Below are 15,866 nucleotides of genomic sequence, written 5' to 3' on the forward strand. Positions count from 1 at the left end.
TAATTACCACTCAAACATGTAGGCCATTTTACTAATGGTTTTAAGCGGTATGTTATGGCTGTTGCGCTTGGCATATAAGTGCTGCATTGATTTGTCTTTTACTTCACCAACAATCACTTCTTTTACTTGATACCCTAAAGCTATCGCTGCTTGCGAATAGGCAATGAATTCCCATTTTTTAATGTTAGTGTTATCAACAATAACCAGTTCAATACCTTGTGCTAACGCGTTAATAAAACGTGCTAGGTTTAGGTTATGATATTGCGATAATTTAAACTTATCGAAATGATATTCACCCTGCTCGTTTACAAAGTAATCATCTGTTGAGCAAATAAAATAATTGCTTTCATCTGCGCCCGATAATTCGTCAGCGAGATTTTGCGCATAATATGACTTACCACTGCCTGGCAGTCCTCGTAAAATAAAAACTTGTTTCATAGCATCCATTTTTTATTAATGGTAAACGTAAATTTGGTTTGTTTACTAATAATGCCACAAATTGATGAATTTTCAGAGTAACAAATGGTAATAGTGGCCATTTAACACTAAAAACTGGTTAAAAAAACCGCGCATGACTAAAAACTTTTAAAGAGTTGCCCACAACAGTTTTTTTATTTTACTTTACTAGGTATTATACAAGGTTCAAGTGCAGTGACCTTACATACATAAATGCATGAGTAACGCACAATTAATTTATATAGTTAGGCAACTTATATCATTGGAGTGAAGATGAGCCATTTAGCGATTTCAGAGCTATTAAAAGGCAATGTTGCGGTAGACAGCCAAGTAACCATTAAAGGCTGGATCCGTACACGCCGCGATTCAAAAGCAGGAATATCATTTTTAGCCGTTCATGACGGTTCGTGTTTTGATCCTATTCAAGCGGTAGTTCCTAATTCACTGAATAATTATGATGAAGTTACAAGCTTAACAGCAGGCTGTTCTGTGTCGGTTACCGGTGTATTAGTACAATCAGCAGGACAAGGGCAATCTTTCGAAATTCAAGCTAACTCAGTGACTGTGTTAGGTTGGGTTGAAAATCCAGATACTTACCCAATGTCGGCTAAGCGCCACAGCATTGAGTATTTACGTGAGCACGCTCACCTTCGCCCGCGCACCAACATGATTGGCGCAGTAACGCGTGTACGTAACTGCTTAGCACAAGCGATTCATCGTTTTTATCATGAGCAAGGCTTTTACTGGATCAGTACACCAATCATCACAGCCAGTGACTGTGAAGGTGCGGGTGAAATGTTCCGCGTATCAACCCTTGATATGCAAAACCTACCAATGACAGATAAAGGCGAAATTGACTACAGCGAAGACTTTTTTGGTAAAGAAGCATTCCTAACGGTATCTGGCCAGCTAAACGGTGAAACATATGCATCTGCTATGTCAAAAATTTACACCTTTGGTCCTACGTTCCGTGCAGAGAATTCAAATACATCTCGCCACTTAGCTGAATTTTGGATGGTAGAGCCAGAAGTTGCGTTTGCTGATTTAGAAGATATCGCAAAATTGGCTGAAAACATGCTTAAGTACGTGTTTAAAGCTGTACTTGAAGAACGCCGTGACGACATGGAGTTTTTTGCTCAACGTATCGAAAAAACAGCCATTAGCCGTTTAGAAGAATTTGTTGAAAAAGACTTCGCACAAGTTGATTACACAGACGCTGTAGAGATTCTAAAAGCGTGTGGCAAGAAATTTGAGTACGCTGTTGAATGGGGTGTAGATTTACAGTCTGAGCACGAGCGTTACCTAGCAGAAGAACACTTTAAAGCACCGGTTGTTATTAAAAACTACCCGCGCGATATTAAAGCATTTTACATGCGTCAAAACGAAGACGGCAAAACTGTTGCGGCTATGGACGTAGTAGCACCTGGCATTGGTGAGATCATTGGTGGTTCACAACGTGAAGAGCGTCTTGATGTATTAGATGCACGCCTTGACGAAATGGGCTTAAATAAAGAAGACTACAGCTGGTACCGCGACCTACGTAAATACGGTAGCGTGCCACACTCTGGCTTTGGTTTAGGGTTTGAGCGCTTAGTTGCTTATGTTACCGGTATGGGTAACGTACGTGATGTAATTGCATTCCCTCGTACTAAAGGCAGCGCAACGTACTAAGCCACGCTTTGTAACGTTAAATAAAAAAACCAACCTAAGGGTTGGTTTTTTATTGTCCTAAATCTTTATAAATATCTTTCGCTTATAAAGCATATTTGAAATTAACCAAAAGCCAATAACATGTAATAAAGCAAAGGTGAACGATGCCAATTTAGCACTCATAACTAAAGCGAGTTGCTCATACATCCAATCCCCCAAGTTTAGCTCGCCAATATTAACCAGTGAATAGCTCAGTACCCACACACCCGATAACACATAAATAAACAACGGATTCGAGCCATATACAATTAATGGATTAACAAGACGTTCGGGTTTTACTATGTCGCAAAGCCACACAAAAAAGGCCAGTACAATACAGGCAATCCCTGAGGTGTAAATAACAAAGGTGCTGGTCCAAAGCGATTTATTAATTGGCATAATCAGCGAGCCTAATTGCCCTAAAGCGATACCAACAACCCCAATGACCAACAAACGCTTAATACTTGTCCATTGACTGCTAGAGCTGGTAAGTAAACGGGTAACCTCAAAGCCAAATAAAACACTTACTACACTTGGTAAGGTGCTCAAAAGCCCTTCTGGATCAAACGCTAATCCTTTACCTTGCCACAAATGCGATTCACCTAATACCGCTATATCAACCGTTCTAACTAAGTTATTCTCTAGTGTATACGCATTATTAGGACCAACACTTAAAAGCAGTAACCAATATGCAATTAAAATAACAACCGATAAGCTGATCACCCCTCGCCTGTTGAGTAACAATACACAGATAGACGCTAAAATATAGGCAATGCCTATTCGCTGTAATACGCCCAGTATTCTTAAGTTTTCAATGCTCGTGGTAAAGGGATACATATTTAACGCTAAGCCAATAGCAAAAATAATTGCTCCTCGTTTTATCAGCCGTAACACTTGGCTTGCATTAGCTGTGCTGTTGGTTTTTTTAAATGAAAAAAACATCGCAGAGCCAATAATAAACATGAAAAACGGAAAAATTACATCCGTTGGTGTACACCCATGCCAATCGGCATGAAGTAAAGGGGCATACACGTGGGACCACGAACCCGGTGTATTTACCAGTATCATTAATGCGATGGTTAACCCTCGCATAGCATCAAGCGCTTTATACCTTGTCATTTTGGCTCCTATTTAATAATTTGCATGACTACAAATGACAACGCTGTCACTTTGTTATAAAAAAAAGCCAAGCGCAAGTAATTTAGATAAGTGGCGTTATTGAATTAAAAAAGCCGCAGAATCAAGAATGAAACGGCGGCTTTAAATCAGAATATTTAACTTTATATAATGCTGTGGTTATTAAACTTTATAAAGCTTGTTCAAGTTCAGGTAATACATCAAATAAATCAGCAACTAAACCGTAATCAGCCACTTGGAAAATAGGCGCATCTGGGTCTTTATTAATGGCCACAATAATTTTTGAGTCTTTCATGCCTGCTAAATGCTGAATGGCACCACTTATACCTACGGCAATATATAAATTAGGCGCTACAATTTTACCTGTTTGACCTACCTGCATGTCGTTAGGAACAAAGCCTGCGTCAACCGCTGCACGTGAAGCGCCAATTGCAGCTCCCAGTTTATCGGCAATACCATTAAGTAGCGCAAAGTTTTCACCATTTTGCATGCCTCGACCACCTGAAATAACCACATCAGCTGCGGTGAGCTCTGGGCGTTCAGATTCAGTTTGCTCAACACTTACAAAGCTACTTAACTGTGAATCAGAGACCGTATCTAAGGTTGTGACATTAGCTGGTGCTTGTTCGCCTTGTAAATCAAAGCTACTTGCACGCACGGTGATCACTTTTTTATTATCGAGTGATTTAACCGTTGCTATGGCATTTCCCGCATAGATTGGGCGTTTAAACGTGTCTGCGTCAATAACATCAATAATTTCTGAAATTTGTGCAACATCTAATAATGCGGCAACACGCGGCATAAAGTTTTTACCTGTCGTTGTGGCACTTGCCACAATATGGCTGTAGTTATCTGCAAGTGATAACACTAAATCTGTCATGCTCTCAGCGAGTTGATGTTCGTACACCGCGTTATCTGCAAGTAATACACTTGCAACACCCTCAATGCTCGCAAGTGACTCACTCATCGCACCTAAATTTATGCCAGCTAACAATACATCGACATCAAGACCTAATTTTTTAGCGGCATTAATGGTTTTTGAGGTTTCTGGTTTTAAGGCACCGTTATCGTGCTCTGCAATTACAAGAGTTTTCATTTAAATCACCTTTGCCTCTGTTTTAAGTTTTTCTACAAGCTGTGCAACGTCTTCAACAATAATGCCGCCGCTGCGTTTTGCTGGTTCTTCTACACGAACGACTTCAATACGCGGTGTTAAATCGACACCTAACGAATCAACCGCAATAACTTCTAGCGGTTTACGTTTAGCTTTCATAATATTAGGTAGCGACGCATAACGAGGCTCGTTTAAACGTAAATCGGTGGTTACAATCGCGGGTAAATTAAGTGCAACAGTTTGCAAACCGCCATCAACTTCGCGGGTTACATTCACTTTGCCATTTTCAATAACAACTTTTGAAGCAAATGTACCTTGGCCGCGATTAGTTAATGCTGCTAGCATTTGGCCCGTTTGATTATTATCAGAATCGATAGATTGCTTGCCTAAAATAACCAGCTCAGGAGATTCTTGCTCAACCACTTTAGCAAGTAACTTTGCAATATGGAGAGATTCTAGGTTTTGCTCGGTTTCAACATGAATCGCTTTATCAGCGCCAAGGGCAAGTGCTGTGCGTAATTGCTCTTGTGATGCTTTAGCGCCAATAGTCACAACAACCACTTCGCTTGCAGTACCCGCTTCTTTTAAACGAATCGCTTCTTCTACCGCAATTTCACAAAATGGGTTCATTGCCATTTTTACGTTTGTTAAATCAACACCGCTGTTATCAGGTTTAACGCGAGCTTTTACGTTGTAATCAATCACTCTTTTTATTGGTACGAGAACTTTCATAGGGACTCCATAATTATTTAAACCTATAAGCTAACGTATACGTCAACCTATTTATTTTATGAAATCAGACTACTTCCTGTTGACGTAAACGTCAACCTAAAATAACCTTAAACTATTCACAACCTGTAACGTTTAATTTGCATCACAAAATAACAGGTTGCTTAGCTTACTTATTGCCTATAGGGCAAGAGTGAGTCCGTCATAGATAAAGAGGTTATTATGATTGAACGCGAAACCATGGAATTTGATGTTGTTGTTGTAGGGGCAGGCCCTGCTGGGCTTTCAACAGCAATTAAACTCGCGCAGCAAGCACAAGAAAAACAACAAGAGTGTATGATTTGTGTGGTTGAAAAAGGCTCTGAAGTGGGCGCGCATGTATTATCGGGTGCTGTTTTTGAAACCAAAGCATTGGATGAGCTACTGCCAAACTGGCAAGAATTGGGCGCGCCTGTTACGACTAAAGTCCAAAGCGATGAAATTTATTGGTTTAATAACGAACAAAAAGCAACCTCTATCCCTCATTTTGCAACCCCTAACACATTTCATAATAACGGTAACTACATTGTTTCTATGGGGAATGTATGTCGTTGGCTTGCTGAGCAAGCAGAAAACTTGGGCGTTGAAATATTTCCAGGCTTTAGTGCTCATTCACTTATTATTGAAGATGATGTTGTTAAAGGCATTATTACCGGTGATATGGGGCTGGATAAAAACGGCGATGAAAAAGACGGTTACATGCCGGGTATGGAGTTACGTGCTAAATACACGGTATTTGCTGAGGGCTGTCGCGGCCATTTAGGTAAGCAACTGATCAATCAGTTTGCTTTAGACGATGAAAGCTCGCCACAGCATTACGGTTTAGGCTTTAAAGAAATTTGGCAAGTGAATGAATCTAAACACCAGCTTGGTAAAGTAGTTCACGGAACCGGTTGGCCATTGAGTGGCGATACTGGCGGTGGTGCTTTTATGTATCATAGCGAAAACAACCAAGTGGTGGTTGGTTTAATTGTTGATTTAAATTATTCAAATCCACATTTAAGCCCATTTGATGAGTTTCAGCGCTTAAAACACCACCCGGTATTTAAAAACACCCTTGAAGGGGGTGAGCGTATTGCTTATGGTGCGCGCGCCATTGCCAAAGGCGGTTTACACTCTTTGCCTAAAATGCATTTCCCGGGTGGCTTGTTAGTGGGCTGTGATGCAGGCACGCTTAATTTTGCAAAAATTAAAGGTAATCATACGGCTATGAAGTCAGGCATGATAGCCGCTGAGGTCATTTTTAATGCGCTACAAAACGATTTAGCTAACACGGATTTAACCCAGTACACCGCTGAGTTTAAAAAGTCATGGGCGTATAAAGAGCTGTATCAATCTCGTAACTTTGGCCCTGCAATGCATACATTAGGTAAATTTGCAGGCGGTGCATACAACACCCTTGATCAAAACATATTTAAGGGTGCCCTACCGTTTAGTTTTAAAGATAACGTACCCGATCACGCCACTTTAAAAGACGCTGATCAAGCTGAAAAAATTGCCTATCCAAAGCCTGATGGCAAACTCAGCTTTGATAAGCTTTCTTCGGTATTTTTATCAAATACTAATCATGAAGAATCGCAGCCGTGTCATTTAAAACTCAAAGATGCATCAATTCCGATTAAGGTAAATTTAGTTAAATTTGATGAACCTGCACAGCGATACTGCCCTGCCGGCGTTTATGAAGTACAAGAAGTCGAAGGCGAGCAAGCCTTTGTGATCAATGCACAAAACTGTGTGCATTGTAAAACCTGTGATATTAAAGATCCGAGCCAAAATATCACCTGGGTCACCCCTGAAGGTGCTGGCGGTCCTAACTACCCCAATATGTAACAACCTTTCTAAAGAAATTATAAACTTATCCTAAATTGCAGGGGCTTCGGCCCCTTTTTTGCGCTATGCTGTTAAGTAATATGAATAAATGAGAGTGTGTTATGGCGTCGTCGAGTGTAATTTTTCGTTTTTTAGCAGAGCCTACCGATGTAAATTTTGGTGGTAAGGTGCATGGTGGTGTGGTCATGAAGTGGATTGACCAAGCAGGCTATGCCTGTGCTGCAGGTTGGAGCGGTCATTACTGCGTAACCGTATCGGTTGCGGGCGTTAAGTTTAGCCGTCCTATTTTGGTTGGCCAAATTGTTGAAGTGGAAGCCAAAATTGCACACACCGGTAAAACCAGTATGCAAATTTTCATACAAGTACGCTGTGGCGACCCTAAAACCCAAAACTTAGTTGAAACTAATCATTGTGTAATAAGTTTTGTTGCTATGGATGAGACGGGTTACCCTGTTGCCGTTCCTGAATTCACATCTGTTACTGACGAAGATAAAAAGCTAGAAAATTACGCCATTAAAATGAAACAAATAGCGATAGAAACAGAAAACTTACTTTATCAAGTCTAATTCGGTACCTTTTGCAGGTATGTATAAACTACAACAAGCTGTAAATTCTACAATTTTTATTTTTTACAAATTAACAGTACGCTTAACAGTTGAATGTTTTGCGTACTAAAACCACCAAAAAAGTTCAATAAACATACTTCAAGGGCAAATATTAAACAAAAAAATTATTGGCATGTTCACTGCAATAAGTAAATCGACGTTTGATGAATCTATCGAACATTAGATATTATTTTTTAAAGGAGCTATACAATGATTAAAACACTTTCTCTTTCTGCACTTGCTTTAGCAACACTGGGTTTTAATTCAGCAGCACAGGCTGATGTTACCGACATGGACTCTCCACGTATTTATACGGGTATCGGTTACGGCCAATATTCATTTCAATTTGAAGATAGCGAAAACGACACCGATTTCGATGACGACGCGCAAATGTTAAAAGGTTATATCGGTACTCAATTTAATGAACATTTAAGTCTTGAGCTTGCCTATCAAAATTTTGATGAAGTGAGTGACATAGACAGTAAAGCAGAAATTGATGGGGTATCACTGGCAGCGCGTTTTGCAGCGCCAATCACTGAAGATTTTTCTGTTTATGCAAAAGGCGGTTGGTTTGAATGGGATGCTGATTTAACTCAAGAACTACCAGTAGGCAGCGTTAGCGTATCACAAGACGGTGGTGACGTATTTTATGGTGCAGGTATTGAATATGCTTTCACAACCAATATGCAAGTGCGTTTAGAGTATGAGCGTTACGAATTAGATGATGATATTGATCCAGAAATGGACGTTGCGTCAGTATCATTCCAATACATGTTTTAATAATAGCTTGATTATTAAAACGTTAGGTAAGGCTATTTGTAGCCTTGCCTTTTTTATTTCACATTTAAACCTGTTAGTCTAAAAATAAAATACTCTCCAAATTAAGCTAATGCCAGCAACGTTAATAAAAGGTAGAATAACGCTCTATTTTTTCTATAACCGAGCATTATGAGCGATTATCAAATTTCGGCTATTGGCCATATCCAATCACCGTATAAACAAAAATTTGCCATTCCTAGACAACCTCGATTAGTGCCAGAAGCAAAAGCTAAACTAATTTTTGCTCCAGATTTTAATCGTGAAGAATTTGTTCGTGGTTTAGATGAATTTAGTCACATTTGGCTGTTATTTCGTTTTCATGAAACCGCGGATAAAGGCTATTCAGCAATGGTGCGCCCGCCGCGCCTTGGTGGTAATGAACGTAAAGGCGTTTTTGCTACCCGCGCCACATTCAGACCTAACGCTATAGGGATGAGTGCTGTTAAGTTAGAGGGAATTGAATACAAAAATGGTCAGTTAGCGTTATTGCTCGCCGGTATTGATTTACTTGATGGTACACCTATTATTGATATTAAGCCTTATTTGCCCTATTCAGACGCTTTACCTGATGCCAGTGCAGGCTTTGCCGACACGCGCCCAGAAACTCACATGAGTGTCGAATTTAGTGAGCAAGCTTTGGAATTTATAAATAAACAAAGCCACTATCCTGAGCTACAAGCGTTTATCAGCAATGTGCTAAAACAAGATCCTCGCCCAGCGTATAAAAAGCAAAAACAAGGCATGCAAAGTTATGGTATGAATTTGTATGAATACAACATTACCTGGCAAGTGACTGACTCTCATCATCTGGTTACTCATATAGAGCCCAGTTAAACTAACTTTAAAACCCTGCTATGGCTATAAAATGCGATAAAAAATCACTTAGCGCTTTAGTGTCAATGCATCCGCTGGTAAACTGAGCGCCTTAATTAAAAGAACATATTACTCTATTTCGGAAAAAACATGCGTACTAGTCAATATATACTCGCTACACTTAAAGAAACGCCATCAGATGCGGAAATTGTATCGCATCAATTAATGCTTAGAGCCGGAATGATCCGTCGCGTCGCTTCGGGTTTATACACTTGGCTACCCTCTGGTTTACGTGTGCTTAGAAAAGTAGAAAACATTGTACGCGAAGAAATGGATAAAGCAGGCGCAATTGAAATGCTAATGCCAGTAATTCAACCGGCTGACTTATGGGAAGAATCGGGCCGCTGGAGTGAGTTTGGTCCTGAGCTTATGCGCTTTACCGATCGTCACAATCGTGAATTTGCTATGGGTCCTACCCATGAAGAAGTGATCACCGATTTTGTCCGCAAAGAAATTAACAGCTACAAGCAACTGCCTATTACTTTGTACCAAGTACAAACTAAAGTACGTGACGAACGTCGTCCGCGCTTTGGTGTTATGCGTGCTCGTGAATTTACTATGAAAGATGCCTACTCATTCCATTTAACCGATGAATGTTTAGATGCAACTTATCAAGTTATGCACAAAGCCTACTGTAATATTTTTGAACGTTTAGGCCTTGATTTCCGCCCTGTTATTGCTGATACCGGCTCTATAGGCGGTAGTGTATCGCATGAGTTTCACGTACTTGCTGAATCTGGCGAAGACGCTATTGCCTTTAGTGATGCCAGTGACTACGCCGCTAATATTGAAAAAGCTGAAGCGCTAGCGCCAACTGAATCCCGCCCTGAAGCAAGCAAAGAGCTAAAAGCATTCCCAACGCCTGATGCTAAAACAATTAATGAGCTGAAAAAACACTATGGTGTAAAACCACATCGCGGTGTTAAAACACTGATTGTTTATGGCGCCCCTGATGAAGACGGAAAACGTGGCTTAGTTGCACTAGTACTGCGTGGCGATCACGAGCTTAATGAACTTAAAGCTGAAAAACACCCACTGGTTGCTGCACCATTAGAAATGGCAACCGAGGCAGATATTGTGGCTGCCATTGGCGCAAAACCGGGTTCATTAGGCCCTGTTGGCTTAAACATGCCAATTATTGTTGATAGAACAGCGAATGTAATGGCTGATTTTGTAGCTGGTGCCAACAAAGACGATGAGCACTTTAGTGGTATTAACTGGGATCGCGACGTAACAGACTATGAAGTTGCTGATATCCGTAATATTGTTGAGGGCGATCCTAGCCCGTGTGGTCAAGGCACGTTGCAAATTAAGCGCGGTATTGAAGTTGGTCATATTTTCCAACTAGGTACTAAGTACTCAGAAGCAATGAAAGCAGGTGTATTAAGCGAATCGGGTAAAAACCAAACAATGACTATGGGTTGTTATGGTATTGGTGTATCGCGCGTAGTTGCCGCTGCCATTGAACAAAATAATGACCAATACGGTATTACCTGGCCTAAAGCCATCGCCCCTTTCGATTTAGCAATTGTGCCAATGAATATGCATAAATCGCATCGTATCCCTGATATTGCTAATAATCTATATCAAGGTTTGAAAGATGCAGGTTTAGATGTGCTATTTGATGACCGTAAAGAGCGCCCTGGTGTTATGTTTAACGACATGGAATTACTCGGTGTACCTTACACGCTTGTAATTGGTGAGCGTAACCTTGATGAAAACAAGGTAGAACTTAAAAACCGCCGCACTGGTGAAAAGCTAATGATAGATATTGATAGCGCGATTGAAGCAATCAAAAATCAATTTAATGCATAAGCTTAAAATTAATTAAAAAACCGCTGTATGATTTTTTCATACAGCGGTTTTTTATTAATTCCTGTAAGCCAAGCTCGATTTTTAAGTACTCATTTCAGCACTAAAACCTAATAATAATTAATAAAAAAGGTCGCTCTGCGACCTTTTTATACTTATGAATTATCTAAACAACACATCTTCACGGTTAAACCATTTCACACAAAATGCCAGTAGTGCCCCAGCGATGAGTGCTGTTGCTAGGAATATCAATCCCACCAGCGTGTAATCAACAGTGCCTTTAACAATTTCTTTAATCGCTAAGGCGACGTTAGTTACCGGAATAAACGCCGTTTTAGAAGTCAGTTCCATGTTAGGCATTATTGAAATAATAATCGGGAAAAACACGACCATGCTTAATGGCGTCATGTAATTTTGCGCTTCTTTAAACGAGCGTGCATAGATTGATATTGCCAGAGCTAATGCAGAAAAGGTTGCTGCTATAGGCAATAATAATACAAAAATCATTAGTAAGTCTGTGATAGCCAATGTACTAAAAGCGGCTTTGATAAATTCAAGATCAGCAAAAGCCAGCGCTAAGGCTATCCAACACCCCATACTAATAACGGTTATCGTGGTTGATGCAATTGACGTAGTGAGTAGAGTAATGAATTTACCCAATACTAGCTCGGTACGAGTAATAGGTGTAAGTAATAAAGTTTCTAAGGTACCTCGTTCTTTTTCACCGGCCCCTAAATCAATAGCCGGATACGTTGCGCCTACCAGTACTAACGGAATAAGTAGATAAGGTAAAAACCCACCCACTTTTTCACCTAGGTTTTCGCGCTTATCGGCAGTGTCTACTTTAACTACATTAACTGGCTTTAAAATAGATTCTTGTGCGCTTTTATCTATACCAAAGCTCAATAATTTACTTTCTTGTAAAATATCGCTGTACTCTTTAGCAAGCTCTTTGACACGCTCAAATAAGAAGTTAATTGATTTTGAATCATTAAATACAACTTGCCATTCGCTTTGCTTTTGCTCATTTAATGTTTGCACTGCATCACTTGGCAGGTATATTCCCATGTCGATATCGCCGGCGTTTACACCAGCTTTTAGCTCCTCAATACTGTTGAAGGTTTTATCACCTTTATATAACTCAAAGCTTTTGTGATAAAACACTTTATCAGTAAATTCTGGTGCATAGTCGCCATTGATAATCACATAGGTATTTACTTTTTGTTCAGCATCAAGCGCAGCTTGCGAGGATATAAACGCAACCACAGCAAATAACAACGGGAAAACTACAATAGGAAATACCACCACGAACAATAAGGTTTTTTTATCGCGTAGTAGCTCGGTTAATTCCTTTTTAAATACTTCAAACATCATGTTTCTCCGTTAATATGTTCATAAACGCTTGATTTAATTCTTCACTGTTGCCTGCCTGTTTAAATTCAGCAAGCGTGCCATCAAAACAACTAACGCCTTCATTAATCACCGCAACGCGGTCACATAAAAGCGCAACTTCATCCAAATGATGCGTAGAAAAAATAACAGGAGTACCTTGTGCTTTTAAGCCTTTAATAAAGTTGATCACCGTTTGGGTGGTCATAATATCGAGGCCGGTAGTTGGCTCATCGAGAATAACAACGTCTGGATGATGTACCACAGCACGCGCAATGTTGGCTTTTTGCTTCATGCCGGTTGATAGGTTCTCAGCGCGTTTATCAATAAATTTATGCATATCAAGTAAGGTAAATAATTCTTCACAGCGTGCCTTAATAGCCTGCTTGCTCATGCCGTGCAGTTTTGCAAAGTACTCTATGTTTTCTTTTACCGTTAAACGACCATATAAACCAGTCGAGCCGGATAAAAAACCAATACACTTGCGCCCAATGAGTGGCTTTTTAATTATGTCATTTCCTGCAATAGTAATACTGCCATCATCAGGTTTTAAAGCGGTAGAGATCATTCTTAATGTTGTGGTTTTGCCCGCACCATTAGGCCCTAACAGCCCTAATACTTCGCCTTTTGCACAGCTAAAGCTGACATTTTTGACCGAGTGAAAATAATCTTTATCTTCACGGGGGTCTATATCATCTATTTTATTTTTTTTATGATCTTTAGTGAGCTTAAACTTCTTTTTAAGCGCGGTAACTTCTATCATTTTCGTGTCCTTCGTTTCGGTCTAAAATAGTCCGTGTTATCGTAAAATGATGGATTGTTATTCTCATCAAACCAACCAGGAACACCTAATAAAGGTAAAGGTGAAAGCTGTTTGTTATCGGCTAAACAATCATCAGTTTTAATCATCTCATAAAGGCGCTGATCTAGGTACTGGTATTGCGTTACTAAATCTTTACAAAATATTTCATCCGGTACATTTACAAATAAGGCTTTGCCAGTCAGTCCAATATAAGGTTTGGTTAACATTTCATAATTGGCATGGCCAAACATGAAAGGTGCAATGGTTTTACCCCACTGCTCTCTATGTTCGATGAAGGCTGTTTTCCATTGATGATCTCTTAACCACTCTTTCCACTGTGATTCGCTAATAGCTAAAACCACACCGCATTCGTCAAACAAGGTCAGTGCGTTACGGTGTTTACTTCGTTGTTTTAACCCATGCAACGCTATTTCATCAACATGACGCTGATTAATAAGGGCTTTTGTTTTTGGAAATAAGCACCAAATAAAACCACCAAACAGATCATGCCAGTTTTGTTGTCGGGTGGGCACGTCCCCTGTTTCAAAAATGACTTGTTCATAATAGCGCTCAGCAAAATCAACCTTGGCATCATCGACAAAACGAATGGGCAGATTATTAGCATTGATGGCGTTTAAATACGGGGTAAAGTACGCAGGCTCAGGCCAGTCTGTTTGCTGATCTATTTTAAACAGCTGACGAAGGTGCTCAAATGCACCTCCATTTATACTCGTTACTTGAAATTGTTCTGGGGGAGTAAAACGCTTCATTGTTACCTTTACTGTACATTTTTATCAGCAACAGTTTACCGCAAAAACTGGTTCTAATTAACAGAAGTTCATATACTAACGCCACTTAGAACAAAAAAAGAGCTAATATGAAACGTTATTTTTCTTTGACCCTAATAACAACGGCAATTTTAGCCGGCTGTGCAACAACAAGTATTACATCTGATGATGTCGCTAAAGGCTACAACAGCATTCAAGCGGATGAAATTGCTAAGCATGTAAAAGTGTTAGCTTCTGATGAATTTGGTGGACGTGCTCCTTCATCTGAAGGTGAAAAGCTTACGCTTGATTACTTAACAAAAGAATTTACTGCTTTAGGCTTTGAGCCGGGTAATGGCGACAGCTTTTTCCAAGAAGTGCCGCTTGTATCGTTAGAAGCAGACTCTGATATGGTGCTTAATATTGGCGGTAAAGACTACCAATACAAAAAAGACATGGTTATGGGTAGTAGCCGTATTAGTGCGCAAGAAGGAATTGAAAACTCGGAGCTTGTATTTGTGGGCTACGGTGTTAACGCACCTGAATATAACTGGAATGATTACGAAGGCCTAGATGTTAAAGGTAAAACCGTTGTTATGCTGGTAAACGATCCGGGTTTTGCAACTAAAGATCCTGCTTTATTCACCGGCGATGCAATGACCTATTACGGGCGTTGGACTTACAAATACGAAGAAGCAAGCCGTCAAGGTGCTGCAGGCGCTATTATTATTCATGAAACTGCTCCAGCGTCTTACCCTTGGTCTGTGGTTGAGAACTCATGGAGTGGCGAGCAATTTGGTTTCGTAAAAGAAAACAATAATATGGACCGTGTTGCTGTTGAAGGTTGGGTTACTGTTGATGTAGCAAAAGAGCTTTTTTCTAAAGCAGGCCTTGATTTTGAAACCGCCAAAGCAAACGCTGCCAAAGGTGCTTACCATGTTGATATGGGCGATTTAACAGCCACTGTAAATGTAAAAAACACCATCAAAAAATCGGTATCTTATAACTTTATTGCCACTCTTCCTGGTAGTAAAACACCCGATGAGCATATTATTTACTCTGCGCATTGGGATCATTTAGGAACGGATAAAAACCGTAAAGGCGATCAAATTTATAACGGCGCACACGATAACGCAACAGGTACAGCCGGTATGATAGAAGTTGCCGAAGCCTTTACCAAACTAGGTAAACGCCCTGACCGTTCAATGACCTTTTTAGCGGTAACCGCTGAAGAGCAAGGTTTATTAGGCTCGAAATATTATGCTGCGAATCCAGTTATTCCAGCTAATAAAACCGTTGCAAATATTAATATGGACAGCTTAAACCTATTAGGTAAAGTAAAAGATATTAGTGTGGTGGGTATTGGTAAATCACAAATGGATGAGCTATTAGCAACTGCGGCCAAAGAGCAAGGCAGAACAGTATCGGGCGACCCTAAACCATCTTCAGGTGGCTACTACCGCTCAGATCACTTTGCCTTTGCTAATATGGGTGTTCCTGCCATGTATGCCGGTGGCGGTACACAAGCGTTTGACGATGAAACTGCAAATTACCGTAAGCGTATGAGCTTAGTACTGCGTGGTTGTTACCATCAACCTTGTGATAGATACCGCGATGAGTGGGATTTATCAGGTGCGGTTCAAGATTTACAATTATTTTATAAAGTAGGTTTTGATATTTCACAACAAACTCAGTGGCCTACGTGGAATGAAAACTCAGAGTTTCAACGTAAAAAGTAACTACTGCGACAACACGTAAATGATATTGATTATCATTTAATAAAATAGTACAGTGCGATCTCATTC

The 15,866-nt window shown here is 40.1% G+C and carries 14 protein-coding genes; 7 read left to right on the top strand and 7 right to left on the bottom strand.

Going from position 1 to position 15,866, the window contains the following annotated elements:
• Positions 1 to 3: 3 nt before the first annotated feature.
• Complete coding sequence (locus QL986_RS00940; RefSeq protein ID WP_013464982.1) at positions 4 to 438, bottom strand: ATP-binding protein; 435 nt, start codon at positions 436 to 438, stop codon at positions 4 to 6.
• A 291-nt stretch (positions 439 to 729) separates the two neighbouring features.
• On the opposite strand from QL986_RS00940, the gene asnS reads away from it, so the two are divergent.
• On the top strand, positions 730 to 2,127 hold the full coding sequence (asnS, locus tag QL986_RS00945; RefSeq protein ID WP_013464983.1) for an asparagine--tRNA ligase: 1,398 nt from the start codon (positions 730 to 732) through the stop codon (positions 2,125 to 2,127).
• Positions 2,128 to 2,184: 57 nt separating this feature from the next.
• Here asnS and QL986_RS00950 read toward each other — a convergent pair whose 3' ends face one another.
• The 3 genes from QL986_RS00950 to QL986_RS00960 form a co-directional block, all read right to left on the bottom strand.
• Positions 2,185 to 3,264 carry a heparan-alpha-glucosaminide N-acetyltransferase domain-containing protein gene (locus QL986_RS00950; RefSeq protein ID WP_016900370.1) on the bottom strand — a complete coding sequence of 360 codons (1,080 nt, stop codon included), beginning with the start codon at positions 3,262 to 3,264 and terminating at the stop codon, positions 2,185 to 2,187.
• Between the two features lie 187 nt (positions 3,265 to 3,451).
• On the bottom strand, positions 3,452 to 4,378 hold the full coding sequence (locus QL986_RS00955; protein WP_013464985.1) for an FAD-binding protein: 927 nt from the start codon (positions 4,376 to 4,378) through the stop codon (positions 3,452 to 3,454).
• The gene (locus tag QL986_RS00960) at positions 4,379 to 5,128 is read right to left on the bottom strand and encodes an electron transfer flavoprotein subunit beta/FixA family protein (RefSeq protein ID WP_138765401.1); all 750 of its coding nucleotides are present in this window, start codon (positions 5,126 to 5,128) and stop codon (positions 4,379 to 4,381) included.
• Between the two features lie 219 nt (positions 5,129 to 5,347).
• On the opposite strand from QL986_RS00960, the gene QL986_RS00965 reads away from it, so the two are divergent.
• The 5 genes from QL986_RS00965 (at position 5,348) to QL986_RS00985 (ending at position 11,106) form a co-directional block, all read left to right on the top strand.
• The gene (locus QL986_RS00965) at positions 5,348 to 6,994 is read left to right on the top strand and encodes an electron transfer flavoprotein-ubiquinone oxidoreductase (RefSeq protein ID WP_024602546.1); all 1,647 of its coding nucleotides are present in this window, start codon (positions 5,348 to 5,350) and stop codon (positions 6,992 to 6,994) included.
• A gap of 101 nt (positions 6,995 to 7,095) precedes the next feature.
• Complete coding sequence (locus tag QL986_RS00970) at positions 7,096 to 7,560, top strand: acyl-CoA thioesterase (protein ID WP_024602547.1); 465 nt, start codon at positions 7,096 to 7,098, stop codon at positions 7,558 to 7,560.
• 249 nt (positions 7,561 to 7,809) lie between these two features.
• Positions 7,810 to 8,379, top strand: a complete 570-nt coding sequence (locus tag QL986_RS00975; RefSeq protein ID WP_013464990.1) for an outer membrane beta-barrel protein — start codon at positions 7,810 to 7,812, stop codon at positions 8,377 to 8,379.
• Positions 8,380 to 8,547: 168 nt separating this feature from the next.
• On the top strand, positions 8,548 to 9,252 hold the full coding sequence (gene tsaA, locus QL986_RS00980; RefSeq protein ID WP_024602549.1) for a tRNA (N6-threonylcarbamoyladenosine(37)-N6)-methyltransferase TrmO: 705 nt from the start codon (positions 8,548 to 8,550) through the stop codon (positions 9,250 to 9,252).
• Between the two features lie 129 nt (positions 9,253 to 9,381).
• A complete protein-coding gene (locus QL986_RS00985; RefSeq protein WP_024602550.1) occupies positions 9,382 to 11,106 on the top strand; it encodes a proline--tRNA ligase in 1,725 nt (574 codons plus the stop codon).
• 159 nt (positions 11,107 to 11,265) lie between these two features.
• On the opposite strand, the gene QL986_RS00990 is transcribed toward QL986_RS00985, so the two are convergent.
• The 3 genes from QL986_RS00990 to QL986_RS01000 are packed head-to-tail and all read right to left on the bottom strand — an operon-like array spanning position 11,266 to position 14,064.
• A complete protein-coding gene (locus tag QL986_RS00990) occupies positions 11,266 to 12,474 on the bottom strand; it encodes an ABC transporter permease (RefSeq protein WP_024602551.1) in 1,209 nt (402 codons plus the stop codon).
• The gene (locus QL986_RS00995) at positions 12,467 to 13,255 is read right to left on the bottom strand and encodes an ATP-binding cassette domain-containing protein (protein WP_033103409.1); all 789 of its coding nucleotides are present in this window, start codon (positions 13,253 to 13,255) and stop codon (positions 12,467 to 12,469) included. The genes QL986_RS00990 and QL986_RS00995 overlap by 8 nt, the downstream gene beginning before the upstream one ends.
• Positions 13,252 to 14,064 (bottom strand): DUF3025 domain-containing protein, encoded by an 813-nt coding sequence (locus tag QL986_RS01000; protein ID WP_024603029.1) that lies wholly within the window; start codon positions 14,062 to 14,064, stop codon positions 13,252 to 13,254. The genes QL986_RS00995 and QL986_RS01000 overlap by 4 nt, the downstream gene beginning before the upstream one ends.
• Positions 14,065 to 14,171: 107 nt before the next feature.
• Here QL986_RS01000 and QL986_RS01005 point away from each other — a divergent pair, with 107 nt between their 5' ends.
• Positions 14,172 to 15,800 carry a M28 family metallopeptidase gene (locus QL986_RS01005; RefSeq protein WP_024603030.1) on the top strand — a complete coding sequence of 543 codons (1,629 nt, stop codon included), beginning with the start codon at positions 14,172 to 14,174 and terminating at the stop codon, positions 15,798 to 15,800.
• The last annotated feature ends 66 nt before the right edge of the window (positions 15,801 to 15,866 follow it).

The organism is Pseudoalteromonas sp. APC 3250 (assembly GCF_030407915.1).
Classification (GTDB): Bacteria; Pseudomonadota; Gammaproteobacteria; order Enterobacterales; family Alteromonadaceae; genus Pseudoalteromonas; species Pseudoalteromonas tetraodonis.

Bases quoted from the DNA above. Each gene is read 5' to 3' on its own strand.
- QL986_RS00940 (WP_013464982.1), bottom strand. From the start codon at position 438: ATGAAACAAGTTTTTATTTTACGAGGACTGCCAGGCAGTGGTAAGTCA.
- QL986_RS00985 (WP_024602550.1), top strand. From the start codon at position 9,382: ATGCGTACTAGTCAATATATACTCGCTACACTTAAAGAAACGCCATCA.
- asnS (WP_013464983.1), top strand. From the start codon at position 730: ATGAGCCATTTAGCGATTTCAGAGCTATTAAAAGGCAATGTTGCGGTA.
- QL986_RS00970 (WP_024602547.1), top strand. From the start codon at position 7,096: ATGGCGTCGTCGAGTGTAATTTTTCGTTTTTTAGCAGAGCCTACCGAT.
- QL986_RS00955 (WP_013464985.1), bottom strand. From the start codon at position 4,378: ATGAAAACTCTTGTAATTGCAGAGCACGATAACGGTGCCTTAAAACCA.
- QL986_RS01000 (WP_024603029.1), bottom strand. From the start codon at position 14,064: ATGAAGCGTTTTACTCCCCCAGAACAATTTCAAGTAACGAGTATAAAT.
- QL986_RS01005 (WP_024603030.1), top strand. From the start codon at position 14,172: ATGAAACGTTATTTTTCTTTGACCCTAATAACAACGGCAATTTTAGCC.
- QL986_RS00975 (WP_013464990.1), top strand. From the start codon at position 7,810: ATGATTAAAACACTTTCTCTTTCTGCACTTGCTTTAGCAACACTGGGT.
- QL986_RS00965 (WP_024602546.1), top strand. From the start codon at position 5,348: ATGATTGAACGCGAAACCATGGAATTTGATGTTGTTGTTGTAGGGGCA.
- QL986_RS00950 (WP_016900370.1), bottom strand. From the start codon at position 3,264: ATGACAAGGTATAAAGCGCTTGATGCTATGCGAGGGTTAACCATCGCA.
- QL986_RS00990 (WP_024602551.1), bottom strand. From the start codon at position 12,474: ATGTTTGAAGTATTTAAAAAGGAATTAACCGAGCTACTACGCGATAAA.
- QL986_RS00995 (WP_033103409.1), bottom strand. From the start codon at position 13,255: ATGATAGAAGTTACCGCGCTTAAAAAGAAGTTTAAGCTCACTAAAGAT.
- tsaA (WP_024602549.1), top strand. From the start codon at position 8,548: ATGAGCGATTATCAAATTTCGGCTATTGGCCATATCCAATCACCGTAT.
- QL986_RS00960 (WP_138765401.1), bottom strand. From the start codon at position 5,128: ATGAAAGTTCTCGTACCAATAAAAAGAGTGATTGATTACAACGTAAAA.